Source organism: Delftia sp. WY8, assembly GCF_018437695.1.
Taxonomy (GTDB): domain Bacteria; phylum Pseudomonadota; class Gammaproteobacteria; order Burkholderiales; family Burkholderiaceae_C; genus Comamonas; species Comamonas tsuruhatensis.
This window is the reverse complement of record NZ_CP049795.1, coordinates 1417845-1436548: the sequence shown is the minus strand read 5'-3', so window position 1 is coordinate 1436548 and position 18704 is coordinate 1417845. Positions and strand designations below refer to the sequence as shown.

The 18704-nt window shown below is 68.5% G+C and carries 19 protein-coding genes; 4 read left to right on the top strand and 15 right to left on the bottom strand.

Annotation, left to right across the window (positions count from 1 at the left end):
- Positions 1-97 precede the first annotated feature (97 nt).
- The 4 genes from G4D77_RS06670 to G4D77_RS06655 all read right to left on the bottom strand — a co-directional run bounded on the left by G4D77_RS06670 (position 98) and on the right by G4D77_RS06655 (position 4875).
- Entirely contained in the window at positions 98-1543 is a 1446-nt protein-coding gene (locus G4D77_RS06670) for an aminotransferase-like domain-containing protein (RefSeq protein WP_154834866.1), read from the bottom strand.
- 25 nt (positions 1544-1568) lie between these two features.
- Positions 1569-2441 carry a hypothetical protein gene (locus G4D77_RS06665; RefSeq protein ID WP_016450446.1) on the bottom strand — a complete coding sequence of 291 codons (873 nt, stop codon included), beginning with the start codon at positions 2439-2441 and terminating at the stop codon, positions 1569-1571.
- 112 nt (positions 2442-2553) lie between these two features.
- On the bottom strand, positions 2554-3942 hold the full coding sequence (trhP, locus tag G4D77_RS06660) for a prephenate-dependent tRNA uridine(34) hydroxylase TrhP (RefSeq protein WP_016453913.1): 1389 nt from the start codon (positions 3940-3942) through the stop codon (positions 2554-2556).
- A 21-nt stretch (positions 3943-3963) separates the two neighbouring features.
- A complete protein-coding gene (locus G4D77_RS06655; protein WP_154834865.1) occupies positions 3964-4875 on the bottom strand; it encodes a LysR family transcriptional regulator in 912 nt (303 codons plus the stop codon).
- Between the two features lie 145 nt (positions 4876-5020).
- Here G4D77_RS06655 and G4D77_RS06650 point away from each other — a divergent pair, with 145 nt between their 5' ends.
- The gene (locus G4D77_RS06650; protein ID WP_154836395.1) at positions 5021-5791 is read left to right on the top strand and encodes a sulfite exporter TauE/SafE family protein; all 771 of its coding nucleotides are present in this window, start codon (positions 5021-5023) and stop codon (positions 5789-5791) included.
- 11 nt (positions 5792-5802) lie between these two features.
- Here the strand turns inward: G4D77_RS06650 and prfH are convergent, their stop codons facing one another.
- From prfH to G4D77_RS06595, 11 genes are all read right to left on the bottom strand, one after another.
- Positions 5803-6402, bottom strand: coding sequence for a peptide chain release factor H (gene prfH, locus G4D77_RS06645; RefSeq protein WP_046985674.1), 600 nt, complete (start codon positions 6400-6402; stop codon positions 5803-5805).
- Positions 6393-7679, bottom strand: coding sequence for an RNA ligase RtcB family protein (locus tag G4D77_RS06640; RefSeq protein ID WP_154834864.1), 1287 nt, complete (start codon positions 7677-7679; stop codon positions 6393-6395). Before G4D77_RS06640 ends, prfH begins: the two co-directional genes overlap by 10 nt.
- 397 nt (positions 7680-8076) lie before the next feature.
- Positions 8077-9219, bottom strand: a complete 1143-nt coding sequence (gene tolA / locus G4D77_RS06635) for a cell envelope integrity protein TolA (RefSeq protein ID WP_017406058.1) — start codon at positions 9217-9219, stop codon at positions 8077-8079.
- Positions 9220-9243: 24 nt separating this feature from the next.
- Positions 9244-9669 carry a biopolymer transporter ExbD gene (locus G4D77_RS06630; protein WP_154834863.1) on the bottom strand — a complete coding sequence of 142 codons (426 nt, stop codon included), beginning with the start codon at positions 9667-9669 and terminating at the stop codon, positions 9244-9246.
- A gap of 30 nt (positions 9670-9699) precedes the next feature.
- A complete protein-coding gene (gene tolQ, locus G4D77_RS06625; RefSeq protein WP_016450454.1) occupies positions 9700-10404 on the bottom strand; it encodes a protein TolQ in 705 nt (234 codons plus the stop codon).
- Positions 10401-10817: a tol-pal system-associated acyl-CoA thioesterase gene (ybgC, locus tag G4D77_RS06620; RefSeq protein WP_213757932.1), complete on the bottom strand. Its 417-nt coding sequence runs from the start codon at positions 10815-10817 to the stop codon at positions 10401-10403. The genes tolQ and ybgC overlap by 4 nt, the downstream gene beginning before the upstream one ends.
- Before the next feature lie 12 nt (positions 10818-10829).
- Positions 10830-12014: a pyridoxal phosphate-dependent aminotransferase gene (locus G4D77_RS06615; protein ID WP_016453905.1), complete on the bottom strand. Its 1185-nt coding sequence runs from the start codon at positions 12012-12014 to the stop codon at positions 10830-10832.
- Positions 12015-12129: 115 nt separating this feature from the next.
- Positions 12130-12720 carry a transcription antitermination factor NusB gene (gene nusB, locus G4D77_RS06610; RefSeq protein WP_154834861.1) on the bottom strand — a complete coding sequence of 197 codons (591 nt, stop codon included), beginning with the start codon at positions 12718-12720 and terminating at the stop codon, positions 12130-12132.
- The gene (ribH, locus tag G4D77_RS06605) at positions 12717-13187 is read right to left on the bottom strand and encodes a 6,7-dimethyl-8-ribityllumazine synthase (RefSeq protein ID WP_016450458.1); all 471 of its coding nucleotides are present in this window, start codon (positions 13185-13187) and stop codon (positions 12717-12719) included. Before ribH ends, nusB begins: the two co-directional genes overlap by 4 nt.
- Positions 13188-13190: 3 nt before the next feature.
- Positions 13191-14312 carry a bifunctional 3,4-dihydroxy-2-butanone-4-phosphate synthase/GTP cyclohydrolase II gene (ribBA, locus tag G4D77_RS06600; RefSeq protein WP_016450459.1) on the bottom strand — a complete coding sequence of 374 codons (1122 nt, stop codon included), beginning with the start codon at positions 14310-14312 and terminating at the stop codon, positions 13191-13193.
- A gap of 212 nt (positions 14313-14524) precedes the next feature.
- Positions 14525-14839: a 2Fe-2S iron-sulfur cluster-binding protein gene (locus G4D77_RS06595; protein WP_016450460.1), complete on the bottom strand. Its 315-nt coding sequence runs from the start codon at positions 14837-14839 to the stop codon at positions 14525-14527.
- Positions 14840-14994: 155 nt separating this feature from the next.
- Here G4D77_RS06595 and G4D77_RS06590 point away from each other — a divergent pair, with 155 nt between their 5' ends.
- From G4D77_RS06590 to gshA, 3 genes are all read left to right on the top strand, one after another.
- Complete coding sequence (locus G4D77_RS06590; RefSeq protein ID WP_016450461.1) at positions 14995-15420, top strand: hypothetical protein; 426 nt, start codon at positions 14995-14997, stop codon at positions 15418-15420.
- Positions 15421-15995: 575 nt separating this feature from the next.
- Positions 15996-16904 (top strand): SDR family NAD(P)-dependent oxidoreductase, encoded by a 909-nt coding sequence (locus tag G4D77_RS06585; RefSeq protein WP_016450462.1) that lies wholly within the window; start codon positions 15996-15998, stop codon positions 16902-16904.
- A gap of 270 nt (positions 16905-17174) precedes the next feature.
- A complete protein-coding gene (gene gshA, locus G4D77_RS06580) occupies positions 17175-18704 on the top strand; it encodes a glutamate--cysteine ligase (RefSeq protein WP_154834859.1) in 1530 nt (509 codons plus the stop codon).

Below are 18704 nucleotides of genomic sequence, written 5' to 3'. Positions count from 1 at the left end.
TGAGAATCATCCAGCCGGCACCAGGCTGGCAGCAGCTGCGCGGGGTCGCGTTGCCCGGGCGCTACAGCGCAGCAGGTGCCTCCAGCGCAGCGGGCGCTTACCCTGCTGCTTTTGCTGCGGGAAGGGACTGCATTGCGCGGGCCAGCTCGCCCAGCGTGGCCAGGGCCTGCCCGGTCTCGTCGCTCCAGTCATGGCCGTAGTTCAGCCGCAGGCAATGGCCGAAGGCCTGCGAGGCCGAGAAGATCGGCCCCGGCGCCACGCTGATGCCGCGCGCCAGCGCTGCGCGGTGCAGGGCCAGCGCATCGCAGTACGGCGGCAGCTCTATCCACATGAAGTAGCCGCCCTCGGGCCGCGTGGCCCGCGTGCCTTGCGGAAAGTGGCGGGCAATGGCCGATGCCATGTGGTCCCGCTGCAGGGCCAGGCTCTGGCGCAGGCGGCGCAGGTGGCGGTCCACGCCACCGCCTTCCAGGTAGTCGGCCAGCGCCTGCTGGCTGGGGGCATTGGTGGCCAGCGTGGTGGTGAGCTTTTGCCGCGCCACGGCGCGCGTGAAGCGGCCCGGAGCGGTCCAGCCCACGCGCCAGCCGGGCGCCAGGCACTTGGAGAACGAGGCGCAGTGCAGCACCCAGCCCTCGGTGTCGAAGGCCTTGGCCGGTGGCGGGCGGTGTTCGCCAAAGTACAGCTCGCCGTAGACATCGTCCTCGATCAGCGGCAGCTGGTGGCGCGTGGCCAGTTCCACCAGGGCCTTCTTGCGCGCCTCGGGCATCAGGCTGCCCAGCGGATTCTGGAAGCTGGTCATCAACCAGATGGCCTGGGGCCGGTGGCGCTGCACGGCGGTCTCCAGCGCGGCCAGGTCCATGCCTTCGCCGGGATGCGTGGGCACCTCGATGGCGGACAGCCCCATGCGCTCCAGAGCCTGCAGCGCGCCGTAGAAGCAGGGCGATTCGATGACCACGGCGCCACCGGGCCGCGTGACGGCGGCCAGACACAGGTTCAGTGCCTCCAGCGCGCCATTGGTGATGACCAGGTCGGACGGTGACAGTGCCAGACCGTCGGCCAGGTAGCGCCGCGCGATCTGGCGTCGCAATGCCATGCTGCCGGGCGTGAGGTCATCGAGGGCGCTGCGCGGATCGGCCTGGCGCGCGGCGCGGGCCAGGGCCTGGCCCAGGCGCTGCAGCGGGAACAGGCGCGGCGAGGGAAAGGCCGAGCCCAGCGGCACGACATCGCGGTCCATGGACGATTCCAGAACCTCGAACACCCGCTCGCTCACATCGACCACGGCAAAGCGCTCGCCCGGGGGGGCCGACAGCTGCGTGGGCTCGGGCGGGGCGCTGTGCGGCCGCGCCGCGACGAAGTAGCCCGAGCGCTCGCGCGCGCGCACCAGGCCGCGTGCCTCCAGCAGGTAGTAGGCCTGGAACACCGTGGAGGCGCTGACGCCGCGCCGCTCGCTGGTGTGACGCACGGAGGGCAGCTTGTCGCCCGCGCGCAGCACGCCTGCGGCGATGGAGGCCTCGATATCGTCGGCCAGTTCCTGGTAGCGCGTCATGCCTGGGGAGGTCGCGGCCCGGGGATCAGCCCTGTTCGGCCAGCAGTTCCTGCAAGGCCTTGATCTGCTGGCGCAGGCGCTCGTTCTCGGCTTCAAGTTCGTTCACGCGCTGCTGCAGTTCCTCGGGCGAGGCGGTCACGGCCGCACCTTCGCCGTCGGCAGCGTCGGCTTCGGGCTTGGCGGCCTTGGGCTTTTTCTTGGCATCGCGCACGCGCTTGGCGGCCTGCTTGAGTTCGTCGGCGCCGGCGGCGGCCACGGCCTGCTGCTCATCCACGGGCAGGCTGGCGACCACGGCGGCGGTGCTCAGCGAGATGTCGCCCGAGCGCACGGCGGCCACCACTTCGGGCGCGGCCTTTTGCTGGATGGTCTCGATCAGCTTGACCTGGCTGCTGGACAGGCGGGCCACGCGGGCCAGGGCCTCGCGCGTGTCCAGGGCCTCATCGGGCACCTTGGCCACGCTGGCCAGGGCGGCGGCGACCACGGGGTCGGTCTCGCCTTCCCAGGGCGCTTCGCCTTCGGGCTGGGCCGGCGCCTCGGCCTTGGCCGCCATCACGGCGGCGGCAGCGGCCGAGCGGCGGGCCGCAATGATCTCGCGCTTGCGCAGCGCCAGCACGCCGCGCTGGAAGTCGGACACGCTGCGGCGGCCCAGGTGCTGGTCGATCATCCACAGGTGCACGTCGTCCATGTTCTTGAACTGCGTGGCCTGGATGGTGTTGAAGGGCAGGCCGTGCTTTTGGCAGATGGCGTAGCGGTTGTGGCCGTCGATGAGCAGGTCGTTCCAGAGCACGAGCGCATCGCGGCAGCCCTCGGCCAGGATGCTGCGCTCCAGCGCGTCGAGTTCATCGGGGGTCAGCGGGTCGATGTAGGCCTTGAGTTCTTCGTTGACGACGATGTCCATGGCAGTGCAGAAATGAGGAATGAAAGAAAAAGGCGCCCGCTCCAGGCCATTGCGGCAATGGACCTGGACGGCCGCCAAGAAGAAAAACTGGAAGCAGGGGCGAAGCCCGCCCTCAGAGCAGGCGCGAGATCAGCGCGCCTTCAGCCGGGCCTTCCAGGGGGATGCGCACGCGCACCGGGTTGCCCTGGGCCACCTGCACGGGCTCGCCGTCGAGGTTGAACATCTTCTCCAGCAGCACCTGGCGGTTGCCCTGGGGGTGGATGATCTCCAGCGTGTCGCCCACCGAGAAGCGGTTCTTGGTCTCCACCTCCGCCATGCCGTCGGCATAGCTGCGCACTTCGCCCACGAAGTGGCTGCGCTGCAGCACCGAGTGGCCGGTCTCGTAGTTCTGGTAGTCCTGCGAGGGACGGCGCTCCAGCAGGCCGCCCGTGTAGCCACGGTTGGCCAGGCCTTCGAGCTCGGTGATCAGGTGGGGGTTGAAGGGGCGGCCGGCCACGGCATCGTCGATGGCGCGGCGGTAGACCTGGGCCGTGCGGGCCACGTAGTACAGGCTCTTGGTGCGGCCCTCGATCTTGAGCGAGTCCACGCCGATCTTCACCAGGCGCTCCACATGCTCCACGGCGCGCAGGTCCTTGGAGTTCATGATGTAGGTGCCGTGCTCGTCTTCCATGATGGGCATCAGCTCGCCGGGGCGGCCCTTTTCCTCCAGCAGGTAGACCTGCTCGGCCTTGGGGTGGCGCGCGCCGTCGCCGCAGGTGCTGGTGAACTGGCTGTCGGCCTCCTCGCGGGCCTTCTCGAAGCTGAAGTCCTGCTCCATGGTCTGGGCCAGGGCCTCGCCGGTATTGGGGTCCACGGCCGCGTCATGCGTCTTGTAGTCCCAGCGGCAGGCATTGGTGCAGGTGCCCTGGTTGGGATCGCGCCGGTTGAAGTAGCCCGACAGCAGGCAGCGGCCCGAGTAGGCGATGCACAGGGCGCCGTGCACGAAGACCTCGATCTCCATGTCCGGGCATTCCTGGCGGATCTTCTCGATCTCGTCCAGCGACAGCTCGCGCGACAGGATGATGCGCGAGACGCCGGCCTTCTGCCAGAACTTCACCGTGGCCCAGTTGGTGGTGTTGGCCTGCACCGAGAGATGGACCTCGGTCTCGGGCCACTTTTCCTTGACCATCATGATCAGGCCGGGGTCGGCCATGATCAGCGCGTCGGGCTTGCACTCGATCACGGGCTCGATGTCGCGGATATAGGTGCGCACCTTGTCGTTGTGGGCGATCAGGTTGCTGGTGACGAAGAATTTCTTGCCCCGCGCATGCGCCTCGGAGATGCCCTGGGCGATCTGTTCGAGGCGGAATTCGTTGTTGCGTGCGCGCAGGCTGTAGCGGGGTTGCCCGGCGTAGATGGCGTCGGCGCCAAAGTCGTAGGCCGCGCGCATCTTGTCGAGCGAGCCGGCCGGCAGCAGCAGTTCGGGGGCTTTGAGGGTCATGATCCCCGTATTGTCCTGCATAGCGCTTTCCAACATGGTTCGCTAAGGCTCAGGCGAACCAAGCCCTTGCAGATGCTCCAGCAACTGCCTGGCATGGGCGGGCAACTGGTCTTCCCGGGCCGTGCACAGCAGCAGCTGGCGCCGGGCCCAGGCATCGCTCAAGGGCACGGCGCGGGCGCCGCTGGCCGGGGCCAGGCGCTGCGCGGCTGCCGCCGGCATGACGGCCACGCCCACGCCCTGGCCCACCAGCTGGCAGATGCTGTCCAGGTGCTGCAGCTGGGCACGCCAGCGCAACTGCCCTCCCGACGGCCCTTCCAGCAAGGCGGCCTGCTGGCGCACCAGCATCTGCAGGGCGGCATCGTGCGGCAGGCCCACCCAGTCTTCGGCCAGCAGCTCCTGCAAGGCCAGGCGCGTGCGCCGGGCCAGGCGGTGGCCGCGCGGCAGCACGGCCACCAGCGGGTCGGGGCGCCAGGGCGTGGCCTGCAGGCCGGTGGTGTCCTGCGCATCGCTGGCCACGCCGATGTCGCACAGGCCCTGGCGCAGCCGGTCCAGCACTTCGGCGCTGCCGCATTCCTGCAGCTCCAGCGCCACGCGCGGGTGGCTGCGCAGAAAGCCCGACACGGCCAGCGGCAGGTGCTCGCCCACGGCCGAGGTGTTGCCGCAGACGCGCACATGCCCGGCCAGGCCCGCGCCGTACTCGGCCATGTCGCCGCGCAGGCGTTGCATCCGGGCCAGAACGTCACGCGCATGCTGGCCCAGCGTGTGGCCGGCCGCCGTGGGCCGCACGCCGCGCGCTTGGCGCGCGAGCAGGGCGCAGCCCAGTTGCGCCTCCATGCCGCGCACGCGCTCGCTGGCCGAGGCCAGGGTCATGTGCGCGCGCCCGGCCGCCGCGGTGAGCGTGCCGCAGTCGAGGATATGGACGAACAGCTGCAGGTCGGTGAGGTCGAATCGCATGGCCTGTGGTGCTGAAGGATCAGGCCATGCCTGAGCCTTGGTTTGAAGATTCCCGATTGTGATCCTTTTGTTGGTGCACGAGCATGGCGCCATGAGGTTCAGGAAGGGCCTGAGCCAAGTCGGTGGAAAGTGCAGGGTGGCCGTGATGTGGGATGCGTGGTGGGTGCTGGCGGCGGCGGTGGCCGTGTTCGGGCTGGCCGGTGTCGTCAAGGGAGTGGTGGGCCTGGGCCTGCCCACGGTGTCCATGGCGCTGCTGGCGCTGTTCATGCCGGCCGGGCAGGCGGCGGCCTGGCTGCTGCTGCCGTCCCTGGTGACCAATGTGGTGCAGATGCGGCCCATGCCATCGCTGCGGCCGCTGCTGCGGCGCCTGGGCTGGATGCAGCTGGGCATTGTCGCGGGCACGGTGGGCGGCATGCTGTGGTGGGGCCCGGTGGGCGAGGCCGCCGTGGCGCGCACGGCGCTGGGCGTGGCCCTGGTTGTGTATGCCCTTTGGGGCCTGTGGGGGCCGGACCTGCAGTTGCCCAAGAGGCATCAGGCCTGGCTGGGCCTGTTGTGTGGTCTGTTGACGGGCGGGATCACGGCGCTGACCGGCGTGTTCGTGGTGCCGGCCGTGGCCTTTTTGCAATCGCTGGCGCTGGGCCGGCAGGCGCTGATGCAGGCCATGGGCCTGTGCTTCACGGTGTCCACGCTGGCGCTGGGCGCGGGCATGGCGCTGGCGCAGGGGCCGGGCCATGCCGCTTCGTCCTGGACGGGCTGGGGGGCCACGGCCCTGGTTTCCGCGCTGATGCTGCTGCCCGCCCTGGCCGGCATGGCCTGGGGCGAGCGGCTGCGCCAGTCGCTGTCGCCCCAGGTCTTCAAGCGCGTGCTGATGCTGGGCCTGCTGGCCCTGGGCATCTACATGTGCGCCAGGGGCTAGCCCCGGGGCGTTCAGGCGCGGAAAACCTTCACGGGGCTGCCGCGCTCCACCTCCCAGTGCTGCTGGCTGCGCGTGCGCCGGGCCTGGCCCTCGCCCTGCGCGTTGAGGCGCGCCAGCTTCAGGGCCAGCAGCTCGCGCGCCAGCCGCTTGTTGGCGTGCTGGCTGCGCTCGCTCATGACCTTCACCGAGATCCCGCTGGGCACATGCAGGGCATGGACGGCGGAGTCCGTGGTGTTGACATGCTGGCCGCCCTTGCCCGAGGCCTTGCAGGCCTGGAAGACGATCTCTCCATCGGCCGGCAATTGCCGGGGCGGCTCGCACTGTTGCACGGCCACGAACCAGTTCCTGCGCGGGTGGTGGGGGCGCAGGGGACTGTCGAAGACCCACTGGATGGTGCCCAGCCAGGCGCCCAGCGTGCCGTGAAGCAGGCCGGTGTCGCCCTCGCAGCGCAGCAGCACGGACCTGTAGCCGGCCGGCGTGGGCGTTTCTTCCAGCACGTCCACGGTGATGCCGCTGGCAGCGCAGTCGCGCAGCAGCTCGCGCAGGGTCAGGCGCACGGCATGCTCGCACTCGGCGGGGCCGTGGGATGCGGTCAGCTGGATCAGCAGCATTGCATGGCTCCCTTCTTGTAGGTCAGCAGGGGGCGCAGCCGCGCCACCAGCTGCACCAGGCCGGCTTCCTGCAGGCTGGCGACGACGGAGTCCACGTCCTTGTAGGCCTGGGGGGCCTCCTCGTAGACCAGTTCGCGGTCGGCGCAGACCACGGCGCTGCCGAATTTTGTGCGCAGCAGTTCGTCCAGCGTGAAGCGCGGGCGCAGGCGGCCCATGCAATCGGTGCGTGCCCACTTGCGGCCCGCGCCGTGCGCCAGCGAGTGCAGTGCCTCGTCACGCCCGGCCACGGGCCGCACAAGGTAGCTGTAGTCGCCGCGCGAACCCGGGATCACCACCAGACCCTGGTCGGCCGGCGTGGCGCCCTTGCGGTGCAAAAAGCCGTCTTCGCCGCGCCAGTGGTGGGCGATCACGTGGTTGTGGGTGATGTCCAGCAGGGCCTGGCCGCGCGTGCGGAGGGCGCGCAGCAGGCGTGCCGCAATGCTGGCGCGGTTCAGTTGGGCGAAGGCGATGGCGGCCGCGTGCTGGCGCAGGTACTGCGTGGCGGCATCGCTGCTGGCGGCCAGGCCGTCGTGGCTGAAGGCCTCCACATGGGCGCGCAGGATGGCGCCGCCCAGCCCGCGCGAGCCGCTGTGCACCATGAGGTGCACGCGCTTCCTGTCGAGCGCGCCGTCCTCGTACAGCGTGTCCACCACCTGCAGTTCGGCAAAGTGGTTGCCGCCGCCAATGGTGCCCAGGCTGTCCTGCAGATACGCCAGGTCGGCCACGCCGCTGGCCTGGGCGACGTGCTCTAGCTGCTGCATGTCCACGGCATCCAGCAGTTCCTGGGGCAGGGGGCCGTCGATGTTGCCCACCGCCTTTTCCAGCTTGGGGGCCGAGGTCTTGTGCGCTGCCAGCTCCGTGCTGTACAGCGACATGCCGCAGCCGATGTCGCCGCCGACCAGGGCCGGGTAGAAGCGGCCCACGGAAAAGAAGGCCGCCCCTACCGGGTAGCCCCGGCCCGGGTGCAGGTCCGGCAGGCCCACGGCTGCGCGCATGCCGGCCAGGTTGCGGGCCGTCGTTTGAAGTTGTTGGATGGCGGCGTCTTCAATCCAGACGCCGCGGTTGGCGAACACCTGAAGATGGATGTCCGGCCCCCCTGAGTCGCTGCGCGCCTTCCCCCCTCTCGCTTCGCGGGGGGAGACGACACCCTCGGTGCGGGGCGGCCCTTCCTCGGTGTCTCTGGCTTGAGTGATTGCGGGTGCCGCGTTTGCGCCACGGAATACTATGGAATTGCCCATGAATGGCTTTCGATCGAGTGCTTGGGGCACATTCCGGCAGATGCGGAATGCGCAATGGGCAGTCGCCGCAAGCTCGATGGACAGGCATCAGGAAAAGCGCACGCGCAGCCGAAAGCCGGGCCTCAGGGGGCCGGGAATCAGGTCTGCAGCGTGGCCTGGAGGCGCTAGGGCTTCAAGCGTGCACGACTGCAAAGGGACGTGTCGAATGGGACATGGGTTCTCTCCTTTGCGATGGTGGACGGGTGCCGCGAATGCGGCAAAGACGGGGATGCTAGGGACAAGCGGCCGGTGCCGCAAGCGAAGTCGCAGGCGCGTGGCGGATTGCATACAAAGCAAGATGGAAAAAGCCCCGCCGGCAGGTACCGGCGGGGCTTTTTGATGAAGGGCCTGTGCCCGTTCAGTCCTGCGGGCGGAAGCCGATGACCAGGTCCGAAGGCACGCGGCCATCGATGTCGCGCGGCAGCGTCTCGGTCTTTTGCAGCGCGCGGATGACGGCATCGTCCCAGGCCTTGTTGCCGCTGGACTTGGCGATGGTGGCGCCGGTGATGGTGCCATCGGGTGCGGTGCGTACGCGCACCTCGGCACGCGGGTTGCCGCTGATGGCGTCCGGGTAGACGATGTTGGGTTTGACGCGCGCGGCCACCTTGGCGCCATAGCCGGCCGAGGGGCCTCCGGCGGAGCTGCCCGAGCCGCCGCTCTTGCTGCCACCGGCGCCTTCGCCGGCCGAGCCGCCGCTGCCGGCCAGGCCCTGCATGCGGCGGATGTTCTCCAGGCGGCGTGCCTCGGCTTCCTTGGCCTCGCGCGCTTCCTTGGCGGCCTGTTCCTTCTTGCGCTTGTCCTCGGCGGCCTTCTTCTCGGCTTCTGCCTTGGCGGCCTTTTCTTTCTCCGCCTTCTCGGCTTTCTCGCGCTCGGCCTTGTCCTTGGCAGCTTTTTCCTTGTCCGCCTTTTCCTTTTCGGCCTTGTCCTTCTTTTGCTGCTCCAGGCGTTCCTTGCGGTCCTGCTCGGCCTTGTCCTTTTTCTGCTGCTCCAGCTTGTCGCGGCGGTCCTTCTCGGCTTTTTCCGCCTTCTCGCGCTCGGCCTTGTCCTTGGCCGCCTTCTCGGCCTTTTCCTTGTCCAGGCGCTCCTGGCGTTCCTTTTCGCGCTGCTCGCGGGCGGCCTGTTCGGCGCGCTCCTTCTTTTGCTGCTCGATCTTGCGCTTCTTCTCCAGCGCGATCTCGGCCTCGCGGTCGTCGTCCACGGCCTGCGGCTTGGGAGGTGGGGGCGGCGCAATCACGGGCGCGGGCGGCGGCGGTGGCGGCTGGGGAACGGGCTCGGGCGCAGGTGGCGGGGGAGGCGCGGGCACGGGCAGGGCAGGGGCCGGCGCGGCCGTGGACCAGAACTCGGCCTCGACCATGGGCTCGTCGGCCTGCTTCGGGGGGCGCACGGTCCACAGCATGGCGGCCACGAGCAGCCCGTGCGCGGCCACGGCCATGGCCCACGAACGGGTGCGGCCGCGCGTGCGCGGCGGTGCGAACTGGTCGTGGTCTTGCAGGTTGGGCATGGAGTCGAAGGCGGGCGGCGCTGCTTACTGGGAGGACTTGACGCCGAAGGCCACGCGCTTGACGCCGGCCGATTGCAGGGCCGACATGGCGGCCATCACGGTCTCGAAGGGCAGCTTCTTGTCGGCCGAGATCAGCACGGCGCTGTCGTCGCTTTGCTGGTCCTGCCAGCTCCCGGCGACCGCGCCCAGTTCCTGGATCGTGACGGTCTTGTCGGTGCTGCCGGCCTTGATGCGGATGCCGCCGTCCTTGTCGATCATCACGTCGGCGCGCTTCGGGGGCGTGCGCGCGGCCTTGCCGGCACTGGGCACGTTGATGGAGCCCGGCGTGAGCATGGGCGCTGTCACCATGAAGATGATGAGCAGCACCAGCATCACGTCGATGAAGGGCACCATGTTGATCTCGTTGACGGTGCGGCGGCTGCGGCCGCCGCGCGAGGCTACTGCGGGCATGTGCTCACTCCTTGCAAACTGTGCGCGAGTTCAATGGCCGGACGGGGTGCTGGAGCCGGTCGCACCCACGTTGCGCTGCAGGATGTTGGAGAACTCTTCGATGAAGGTTTCCTGCTGGCTGGCCACGCGGTCGATCTGGTGGGCGTAGCGGTTGTAGGCCGTGACGGCCGGGATGGCGGCGAACAGGCCCATGGCCGTGGCCACCAGCGCCTCGGCAATGCCGGGGGCCACGGTGGCCAGCGTGATCTGCTCCATGTTGGCAAAGCCGGTGAAGGCGTGCATCACGCCCCAGACGGTGCCGAACAGGCCCACGTAGGGAGAGACCGAGCCCACGGTGCCCAGGAAGGACAGGCCCGATTCGACCTCGTCCATCTCGCGCTGGAAGCTGGCGCGCATGGCGCGGCGCGTGCCGTCCATCAATTGGTTCACATCGGCGATGCGGCGCTCGCGCAGCTTCTGGTACTCGCGCATGCCGCTGGCGAAGATGCGTTCCATGGGGCCGCCCTGCTTGGCGTGGTGGGCCGCCGAGGCATAGAGGTCGTTGAGGCTGGTGCCCGACCAGAAGTCCTGCTCGAAGCCGTCGTTGAGCGTGCGCACGCGCTTCAAGGTCTGCGACTTGCGGAAAATGGTGGCCCAGCTGGCCACCGAGGCGCCCACAAGGATCAGCATGACCAGCTGCACGACCCAGCTGGCCTGCAGCACGAGGCTGAGTATGGACATGTCATGGGAGTTCATGAGAGTTGCTCCAGGATGCGGTTCGGAATTCTTGCGGGGCGTATGGTCGAGCCATCCACCCATCCAATGCGGATCGTGCCTTCGCACAACAGGGGCGGCGGCGCATTGCCATCGCCGGCGGATGCCAGCAGCGCCTGCTGGCGTATTGTCAGCGAAGCGCGGCCGCTGCTTTGCAGCTCGGCGGTAACAAGGAGTTGGTCATCGAGCCGGGCCGCCCGCAGGTATTGCAGCTGGGCCTGGGTTACGACAAACATGCCGCCCGTTTGTTCCCGCAGCTGCTGCTGGCCTATGCCCAGGGCGCGCAGCCACTCGGTGCGGGCGCGCTCGAAGAACTTGAGGTAGTTGGCGTAGAACACGATGCCGCCGGCATCGGTGTCCTCCCAGTAGACGCGGATGGGAAATTCGAAGGCCATGTGCGGCGGGCCTCAGGCCAGCAGGCGCTGCAGGCGGCGCACGGCCTCCTGCAGCTGTTCCATGGAGTTGGCCGTCGAAAAGCGCACGAAGTCGGCGGTCTCGAACGTGCCGAAGTCGCGGCCCGGCGTGATGGCCAGGTGGGCGCGCTCCATGACGGCGTAGGCAAAGTCCCAGCTGCCCTGGACGCCGAGCCTGGCGGCAGCGGCACGGCAGTCGGCCCAGGCGTAGAAGGCGCCGTCGGGCTGTACGGGCACGGGCAGGCCCAGGGCCTCGAGCGCGGGAATGAAGAAGTCGCGCCGGGCCTTGAACTCGGCGCGGCGGCGTTCGTACTCGGCAATGGACTCGGGCTCGAAGCAGGCCAGGGCGGCGCGCTGCGAGACGGTGCTGGCGCAGATGAAGAGGTTCTGCGCCACGCGCTCGACCACGGGCACCATGGCCTCGGGCACCACCATCCAGCCCAGGCGCCAGCCCGTCATGTTGAAGTACTTGCTGAAGCTGTTGATGCTGATCACGTCCTCGCCCAGCGCCAGCGCGGTCTGGCCGAAAGCCGCATCGTACGAAAGGCCCAGGTAGATCTCGTCGATGATGGTCAGTCCGCCGCGGGCGCGCACCACGTCGAGGATGCGGCGCAGCTCGGCCGGCGCAATCGAGGTGCCGGTGGGGTTGGAGGGCGAGGCCAGCAGCACGCCGCGCGTGTGCGCGTTCCAGGCGGCCTCGACCTTGTCGGCGCTGAGCTGGTAGCGCTCGGCCGCCGTGGTCGGCACCATCACGGCCCGGCCTTCGGCTGCGCTCACGAAGTGGCGGTTGCAGGGATAGCTGGGATCGGGCATGAGGATTTCGTCGCCCGCGTCGATGGTCGCCAGGCAGGCCAGCTGCAGCGCGGCCGAGGCGCCGGCCGTGACCACGATGCGCCGCGCCGGCACATCCACGCCGAAGCGCTGCGCATACCAGTGGCTGATGCGCTCGCGCAGCTGGGGCAGGCCCAGGGCCGGCGTGTACTGCGTGGCGCCGTCCTGCACGGCACGGGCCGCAGCCTCCTGCACCAGCGGGGGCGCGGTGAAGTCGGGCTCGCCGATGTTCAGGAAGATCATCGGCGTGTCGCTGTCCGCGCAGCCGCGCGCCATCTCCTGCGCCGCCTTGGCGATCTCCATCACGTAAAAGGGCTCAATGCGGTCGGCGCGGGTCGAAAACTTCATGACGGGTGAAATCCTGAAAGAGGCGCCCGCGCCCGGCAGGCGCGGGCGGGCCAGGGACGGCCGGATGCGGCGGGGCCTGTGCCCCGGTGGATGCAGGCGCGTGGCAGGACGCGCTTCAGCCGGCCTGGCCGGCCGCGTCGTCGGCCGCAGGCGCGGCCGGTGCAGCAGGCGCTGCGCTGCTCTTTGCGGCGCGGTCGTGTACCACCTCATCGGCGCGCAGCGTGGGCGCCAGGCCGTTGAGCACGGCGTTCACGTACTTGTGGCCGTCGGTGCCGCCGAATTCCTTGGCCAGCTCGATGCACTCGTTGAGCACCACGCGCCAGGGCACGTCCATGCAGTGCTGGAATTCATAGACGCCTATCCACATGCTGGCGTGCTCGATGGGCGAGATCTCGGCCATGGTGCGGTCCAGCTTGGGGGCGATCAGTGCGTCCAGGTCCACCTGGGAGTTGATGCAGCCGCGCAGCAGCGCGTCGTAGTGCACCGAGTCGGCCTTGTGAAAGCCCGACAGGTCGCGCGTGAAGCGGTCGATGGCCTCCACGTCGTTGCCGCCCACCAGGTGCTGGTACAGGGCCTGCAGCGCGAATTCACGCGCGCGGCTGCGGTTGGACTTGGAGGCGGCCTTGCGCGCGCCGGTGCTGGTCAGGCCGGTGCGGCTCTGGCGGGGAGGGCGTGCGGAGGCCGGTGTGGAGTGTTCGTCGCTCATGGTCGGTCAATGGTTTGGAGCAGGTTGGCCATTTCCACGGCGACCCGGGCCGCGTCGCGTCCCTTTTCGGTCTGGCGTGCAATGGCCTGCTCGGTGTTCTCGGTGGTGATGATCGCGTTGGCGATCGGCAGCTGGTAGTCCAGGGCCAGGCGCGTGACACCCGCGCCCGATTCGTTGGCCACCAGCTCGAAGTGGTATGTCTCCCCACGGATGATGCAGCCCAGCGCCACCAGGGCGTCGTAGCGGTCGGACTCGGCCATCGCCTGCAGCGCCACGGGCACTTCGAGGGCGCCGGGCACGGTGACGTGGTCGATGTTTCCGGCCTGCACGCCCAGGGCCAGCAGCTCTTCGCGGCAGGCCTGGGTCAGGCTGTTGGTGATGCTTTCATTGAAGCGGGCCTGCACGATGCCAATGCGCAGTTGCGCACCATCAAGATTCAGGGCCTGGCCCTTTTCTGCGTTCAACATTTCTTATTCCTTGGGGATGTAGCCGCTGATTTCGAGGCCGTAGCCGGCCATGCTGGGCAGGCGGCGCGGCTGGCCCATGAGCTGCATGCGCTGCACGCCGCACTCGCGCAGGATCTGCGCGCCCACGCCATAGGTGCGCAGGTCCATGCGGCCGCGCTCGGGCGCCTGGGCGGCGCGTGCGCTGCCGTCGAACTGGGCCAGCAGCTGGTCGCCGCTTTCGCCGCAGTTGAGCAGCACGGCCACGCCGTGGCCCTGGCGGGCGATGTATTCGAGGCTGGTGTCCAGGCTCCAGGAATGCAGGGTGCGGCCGGTCTCCAGCGCGTCCAGCACGGACAGCGGCTCATGCACGCGCACGGGCACGGGCGTGTCGGCATCCCACTGGCCCTTGACCAGGGCCAGGTGCACGGACTGGCTGGGCAGATCGCGGAAGGCATGGGCGATGAACTCGCCATGCGCCGTCTGCAGCGGGCGCTCGCCGACCTTGCTGAGCAGAGTTTCGTTGCGGCTGCGGTACTGGATCAGGTCGGCAATGGTGCCGATCTTCAGGCCGTGCTCGGCCGCGAACAGCTGCAGGTCGGGCAGGCGGGCCATGGTGCCGTCGTCCTTCATGATCTCGCAGATCACGGCGGCGGGGCTGCAGCCGGCCAGGGCGGCGAAGTCGCAGCCGGCCTCGGTGTGACCGGCGCGCATGAGCACGCCGCCGTCGACGGCCTGCAGCGGGAAGATGTGGCCCGGCTGGACCAGGTCCGTGGGCTTGGAGTCCTTGGCCACGGCGGCCTGCACGGTACGGGCGCGGTCGGCGGCGGAGATGCCGGTGGTCACGCCCTCGGCCGCTTCGATGGAGACGGTGAAGGCCGTGCTGTACACGGTGCCGTTGCGCGCGGCCATGGGCGGCAGCTTCAGGTATTCGCAGCGCTCGCGCGTGAGCGTCAGGCAGATCAGGCCGCGGCCGAAGCGCGCCATGAAGTTGATCGCCTCGGGGGTGACATGGTCGGCGGCCAGCACCAGGTCGCCTTCGTTCTCGCGATCTTCCTCATCGACGAGGATGACCATGCGGCCCGCGCGCATGTCGGCAATGATGTCTTCCACCGGCGAGATGGGCACGGGGGACGTGGAGTTGTTCATGGAGTGCCTTCTGGAGGAGCCGGGTCGTGCGGACGGGGCGCGGCACACGCGCCGGCTCCCTCGGCCTGGCAGGCGTCAGAAGTGGGCTTCCAAAGAACGTGTGGCGCGGCGCAGCCGCTGTCGGCAATCGGCATGACCCGGAATGACCTTGCGAAAGCGCACATTCTATTCCAGCGGCCATCGGCCGCAGGCGGCGCGGGCTTTGGCCGGATTCAGGGGCCGGGGTCCTGCAGCACCACATCGCCTTCGGGATAGGCGATGCAGGGCAGCACGCAGCCCTCGGCCCGCTCCTCGCGCGTCACGCCCGGCCATTCGATCTCGTAGCGCACGCTGCCCGACACCAGCTGCCCGATGCAGGTGCGGCAGGTGCCGTTGCGGCAGGAACTGGGCCAGTCCACGCCGCCCTGCTCCAGCGAGTGCAACAGCGGCTGGTCGGCCCAGGCATCGACCTGCAGACCGCTGGGCGTGAGGCGGGCAGTGAAGAAGGGCGGGGAAAAAGGGGAGGAGGCGGGGGAATCCTGGCTCATGGTTATCAAGGGGGGCTGCAATTCTGTGGGGCGAAGGGTGTTTGTACCCTGTATCGGGCTCTGTATCGGGCCTACATCAGGCAATGTCTGGCACCAGGGGCCGGGTTGAGGTGGGTCTCCCGGGCAGCGGTCAGTGGTGCGCTAGGCTTGGCGCCATGCATATCAAGCCCTACCTCCTGCCTGTGGTTGTCTTCCTGCTGGTCGGTCCCGGTGTGGGCGTGCTGACCGTGATGCTTGTGGGCGCGGACGGTGCGCCGGTCCTGCCGGTGAACTGGCTGCTCGTCCTGTTCGGCTATGGCATAGGAGCTGTTCCTGCCGCTTTGGCGGGTGTGATCTATGTGGTCGGCTGGCCTCTCAGGGGCCTGCTCCAGGTACTGAGCACCAGGGAGTTCGGCGCCGTGCTGGGTGCGGTGAGCGGTGTCGCCGCACTGGCGGCATGCTTTTCAGCGACCTCCGGCACGCCGTTTCCCAAATCCCTCGGCGTCTATGTCTTTCCCCTGGTTGCCGGTGCCGTCTGCGGGGCGCTTGCAGCGCATGCGCGTGATGAGGCCTGTGAGGGAAGCGGGTCGCAAGGCGTTTGAACGCGTCCGGCTGCGACGCACAGGTTTGCCTGTTTTTTGAGCAATTGGCTGGCTTGTTTGTCAAATCAATGACTTATGTTGCGAATTCGGCATTTTTGGCGGCTTGTCCACATGCTTGTCCAGTACGAATGGGGGTAAATGCGTACATGCGGGTTGCACGGTGGATAAGCGGGACGCGGCCCGAAAATCCGGGGTCTTCTGCCTATTTTTTAAGCGATCCTCCTGTTTCTCTTTTGAATCAATGACTTGCGTGTCTTATCCCGCCCGCTGTGAAAGTTGTTCACAAGATTGTTCAGGGTGAGGCGGGATAAGTCGGGCACACGACTTGTGGATTTGATCAAAAAATAGGCAAAACGAAAAAATCGAATAAAAACAATTACTTAACCAGCCAGTCCCGAGCCTGCACATGGTTTTCCACAGGCTTGTCACGAAATGATGGGGACAAGGCCGGCGGGCCTGCCGCAGTCGCTTCGGCAACCGGAATGCGGCCGGCGTCCGTCTACATTGCTGGGTGGCCGGTGCCCTGCCATCCGGAGGGCGCAACCGGCATCCAACGACACAAAGGGAGCATCTCCATGGCGATTGAGTTTGAAGGCCGCGTGGCCATCGTGACGGGGGCCGGCGGCGGCCTGGGGCGCCTGCATGCGCTGGCGCTGGCGGCGCGCGGCGCCAAGGTGCTGGTCAATGATCTGGGCGGCGCGGTCGATGGCAGCGGCGGTTCGGCCACGGCGGCCCAGGCCGTGGTGGACGAGATCCGCGCGGCGGGCGGCCAGGCGCTGGCCAACGGTGCATCGGTCACCGATTTCGAGGCCGTGCAGGCCATGGTGCAGCAGGCCGTCGATGCCTGGGGCCGCGTGGACATCCTGGTCAACAACGCCGGCATCCTGCGCGACAAGAGCTTTGCCAAGATGGGCATGGACGACTTCCGCTTGGTGGTGGAAGTGCACCTGATGGGCGCCGCCCATTGCTGCAAGGCCGTGTGGCCGCACATGCAGGCGCAGAACTACGGGCGCATCGTGATGACCACGTCTTCCACGGGCCTGTACGGCAACTTCGGCCAGGCCAACTACGGCGCGGCCAAGCTGGCCCAGGTCGGCCTCATGCAGACCCTGGCCATAGAAGGCGCCAAGCACGGCATCCATGTGAATGCGCTGGCACCCACGGCGGCCACCCGCATGACGGAAGGCCTGATGCCCGAGGCCGTGCTGGCCGCCCTCAAGCCCGAGGCCGTGGTGCCCGCCATGCTGGTGCTGGCCCACGAAAGTGCGCCCACACGCACCACGCTGTGCGCAGGCGCGGGCGGCTTCGAGGCCGCCTTCATCACGCTGACCGAAGGCGTTTACCTGGGCCAGGGCGAGCAGGTGCCGGAACAGCTGGCCGCACAGCTGGCCCAGGTGCTGGACCGCAGCGGCGAACAGGTGCCCGCCAGCGGCGCCGCCCAGGGCACGCTGGAAGTGGGTAAGGCCATGGCCGCTGCCCGTTGATGAAGCGGGGGCCGGCCAGAGATTTCGCCGCTGGCCGGCCTGCCCTTGCCCGGTATCAAGGCAGGGCCGGCCGGGAGGGCGAAACTCTGACATATTCCTTTCGCTCGCGGCGATCCCATGCGGGGCAACAGGCCAAAACGCGTGGTTAAGCGGACAGGCGCCATCGCGTTTCCTGCCGTTTCTCTATCATTCGGCGTCCGGGTCGGGTCCGCCGGGAATCCTGGTGGTTTCCGTGTGGGCCGATGCCCATCAACGAATCGGTAAACAAGAATGAAAACATCGCAGGCATCCATGGCGGTTCCCGGTCCTGAGCGGCTCAAGGGCATACGCCGTGGCATAGAAAAGGAGGGCCTGCGCGTGCTGCCTTCCGGCAGCCTGGCACTGACGCCGCATCCCCTGGCGCTGGGCTCGGCGCTCACGCATCCGCACATCACCACCGACTACAGCGAATCGCAGATCGAGCTGATCACCGGCGCGCGGCTGGGCGTGCAGGAATGCCTGGACGAGCTGGTGCAGATCCACCAGTTCGTGCTGCGCAGCCTGCGCGATGCGGGTGGCGAGATGCTGTGGTCGTCCAGCATGCCCTGCCAGCTGCCCACGGACGAGACGATTCCGCTGGCGCGCTACGGCTCCTCGCACTCGGGCCGCTCCAAGAGCGTGTACCGCATGGGGCTGGGCCACCGCTACGGCCGGCGCATGCAGACGATTTCGGGCATCCACTACAACTGGTCGCTGCCCGGCGTGACCAGCGACCAGTATTTCTCGCTCATCCGCAATTTCCGGCGCCATGCCTTCGTGCTGCTGTACCTGTATGGCGCGTCGCCCGCGCTGTGTCCCTGTTTCGTCGAGGGGCGCGAGCACCGGCTGCAGCCGCTGGGCAATACGGGCCAGGCGCTGTACCTGCCCCACGCCACCTCGCTGCGCATGGGGCGCCTGGGCTACCAGAGCGATGCGCAGGCCAGCATCAACGTCAGCTACAACGGCCTGGAAGGCTATGCGAATTCGCTGTACGACGCGCTGACCCAGCCCTATCCCGCCTATGAGATGCTGGGCGTGCGCAACCCGGGCGGCGACTACAACCAGCTGGGCACGGGCCTGCTGCAGATCGAAAACGAGTTCTACGGCACCATCCGCCCCAAGCGCACCGTCAGCCGCGGCGAGCGCCCGCTGCACGCGCTGCGCGAGCGCGGCGTGGAGTATGTGGAGGTGCGCCTGATGGACCTCGATCCCTTCGAGGACGTGGGCATTGCCGCGCCCACCATGCGCATGCTGGACGTGTTCCTGCTGCACTGCCTGAACGCCGACAGCCCGCCGGATACGCCGGACGAGATCGCGGAACTCAAGCACAACCAGCACCTGACGGCCGAGCGCGGCCGCGAGCCGGGCCTGCAGCTGGTGCGCGCCGGCCGAGAAGTGCCGCTGCGCGACTGGGCCCATGAAGTGCTGGACCAGTGCCGACCCTACGCCCAGGCGCTGGACAGCACCCACGGCACGCTGGACTACAGCGCCGCCCTGGCCCAGGCGCTGGAGCGCCTGGAGCACCCCGAGCGCACGCCGTCGGCCCATGTGCTGGGCGAGCTGACGGGCGCATACGGCAACAGCTTTGCGAACTTCACGCTGGCCCGGTCCGAGCAGGCCCGCGACTCGCTGCTGGCCCTGCCCTGGAGCCAGGCGCAGCAGCAGCGCTTCGAGCAATGGTCGGCGCAGTCCGTGCAGGAGCAGCGCGACATCGAGGCCGCGGACACGCTGTCGTTCGAGGAATGGCGCCTGCGCTACATGGCGCCGGAGAACCTGCGCTGA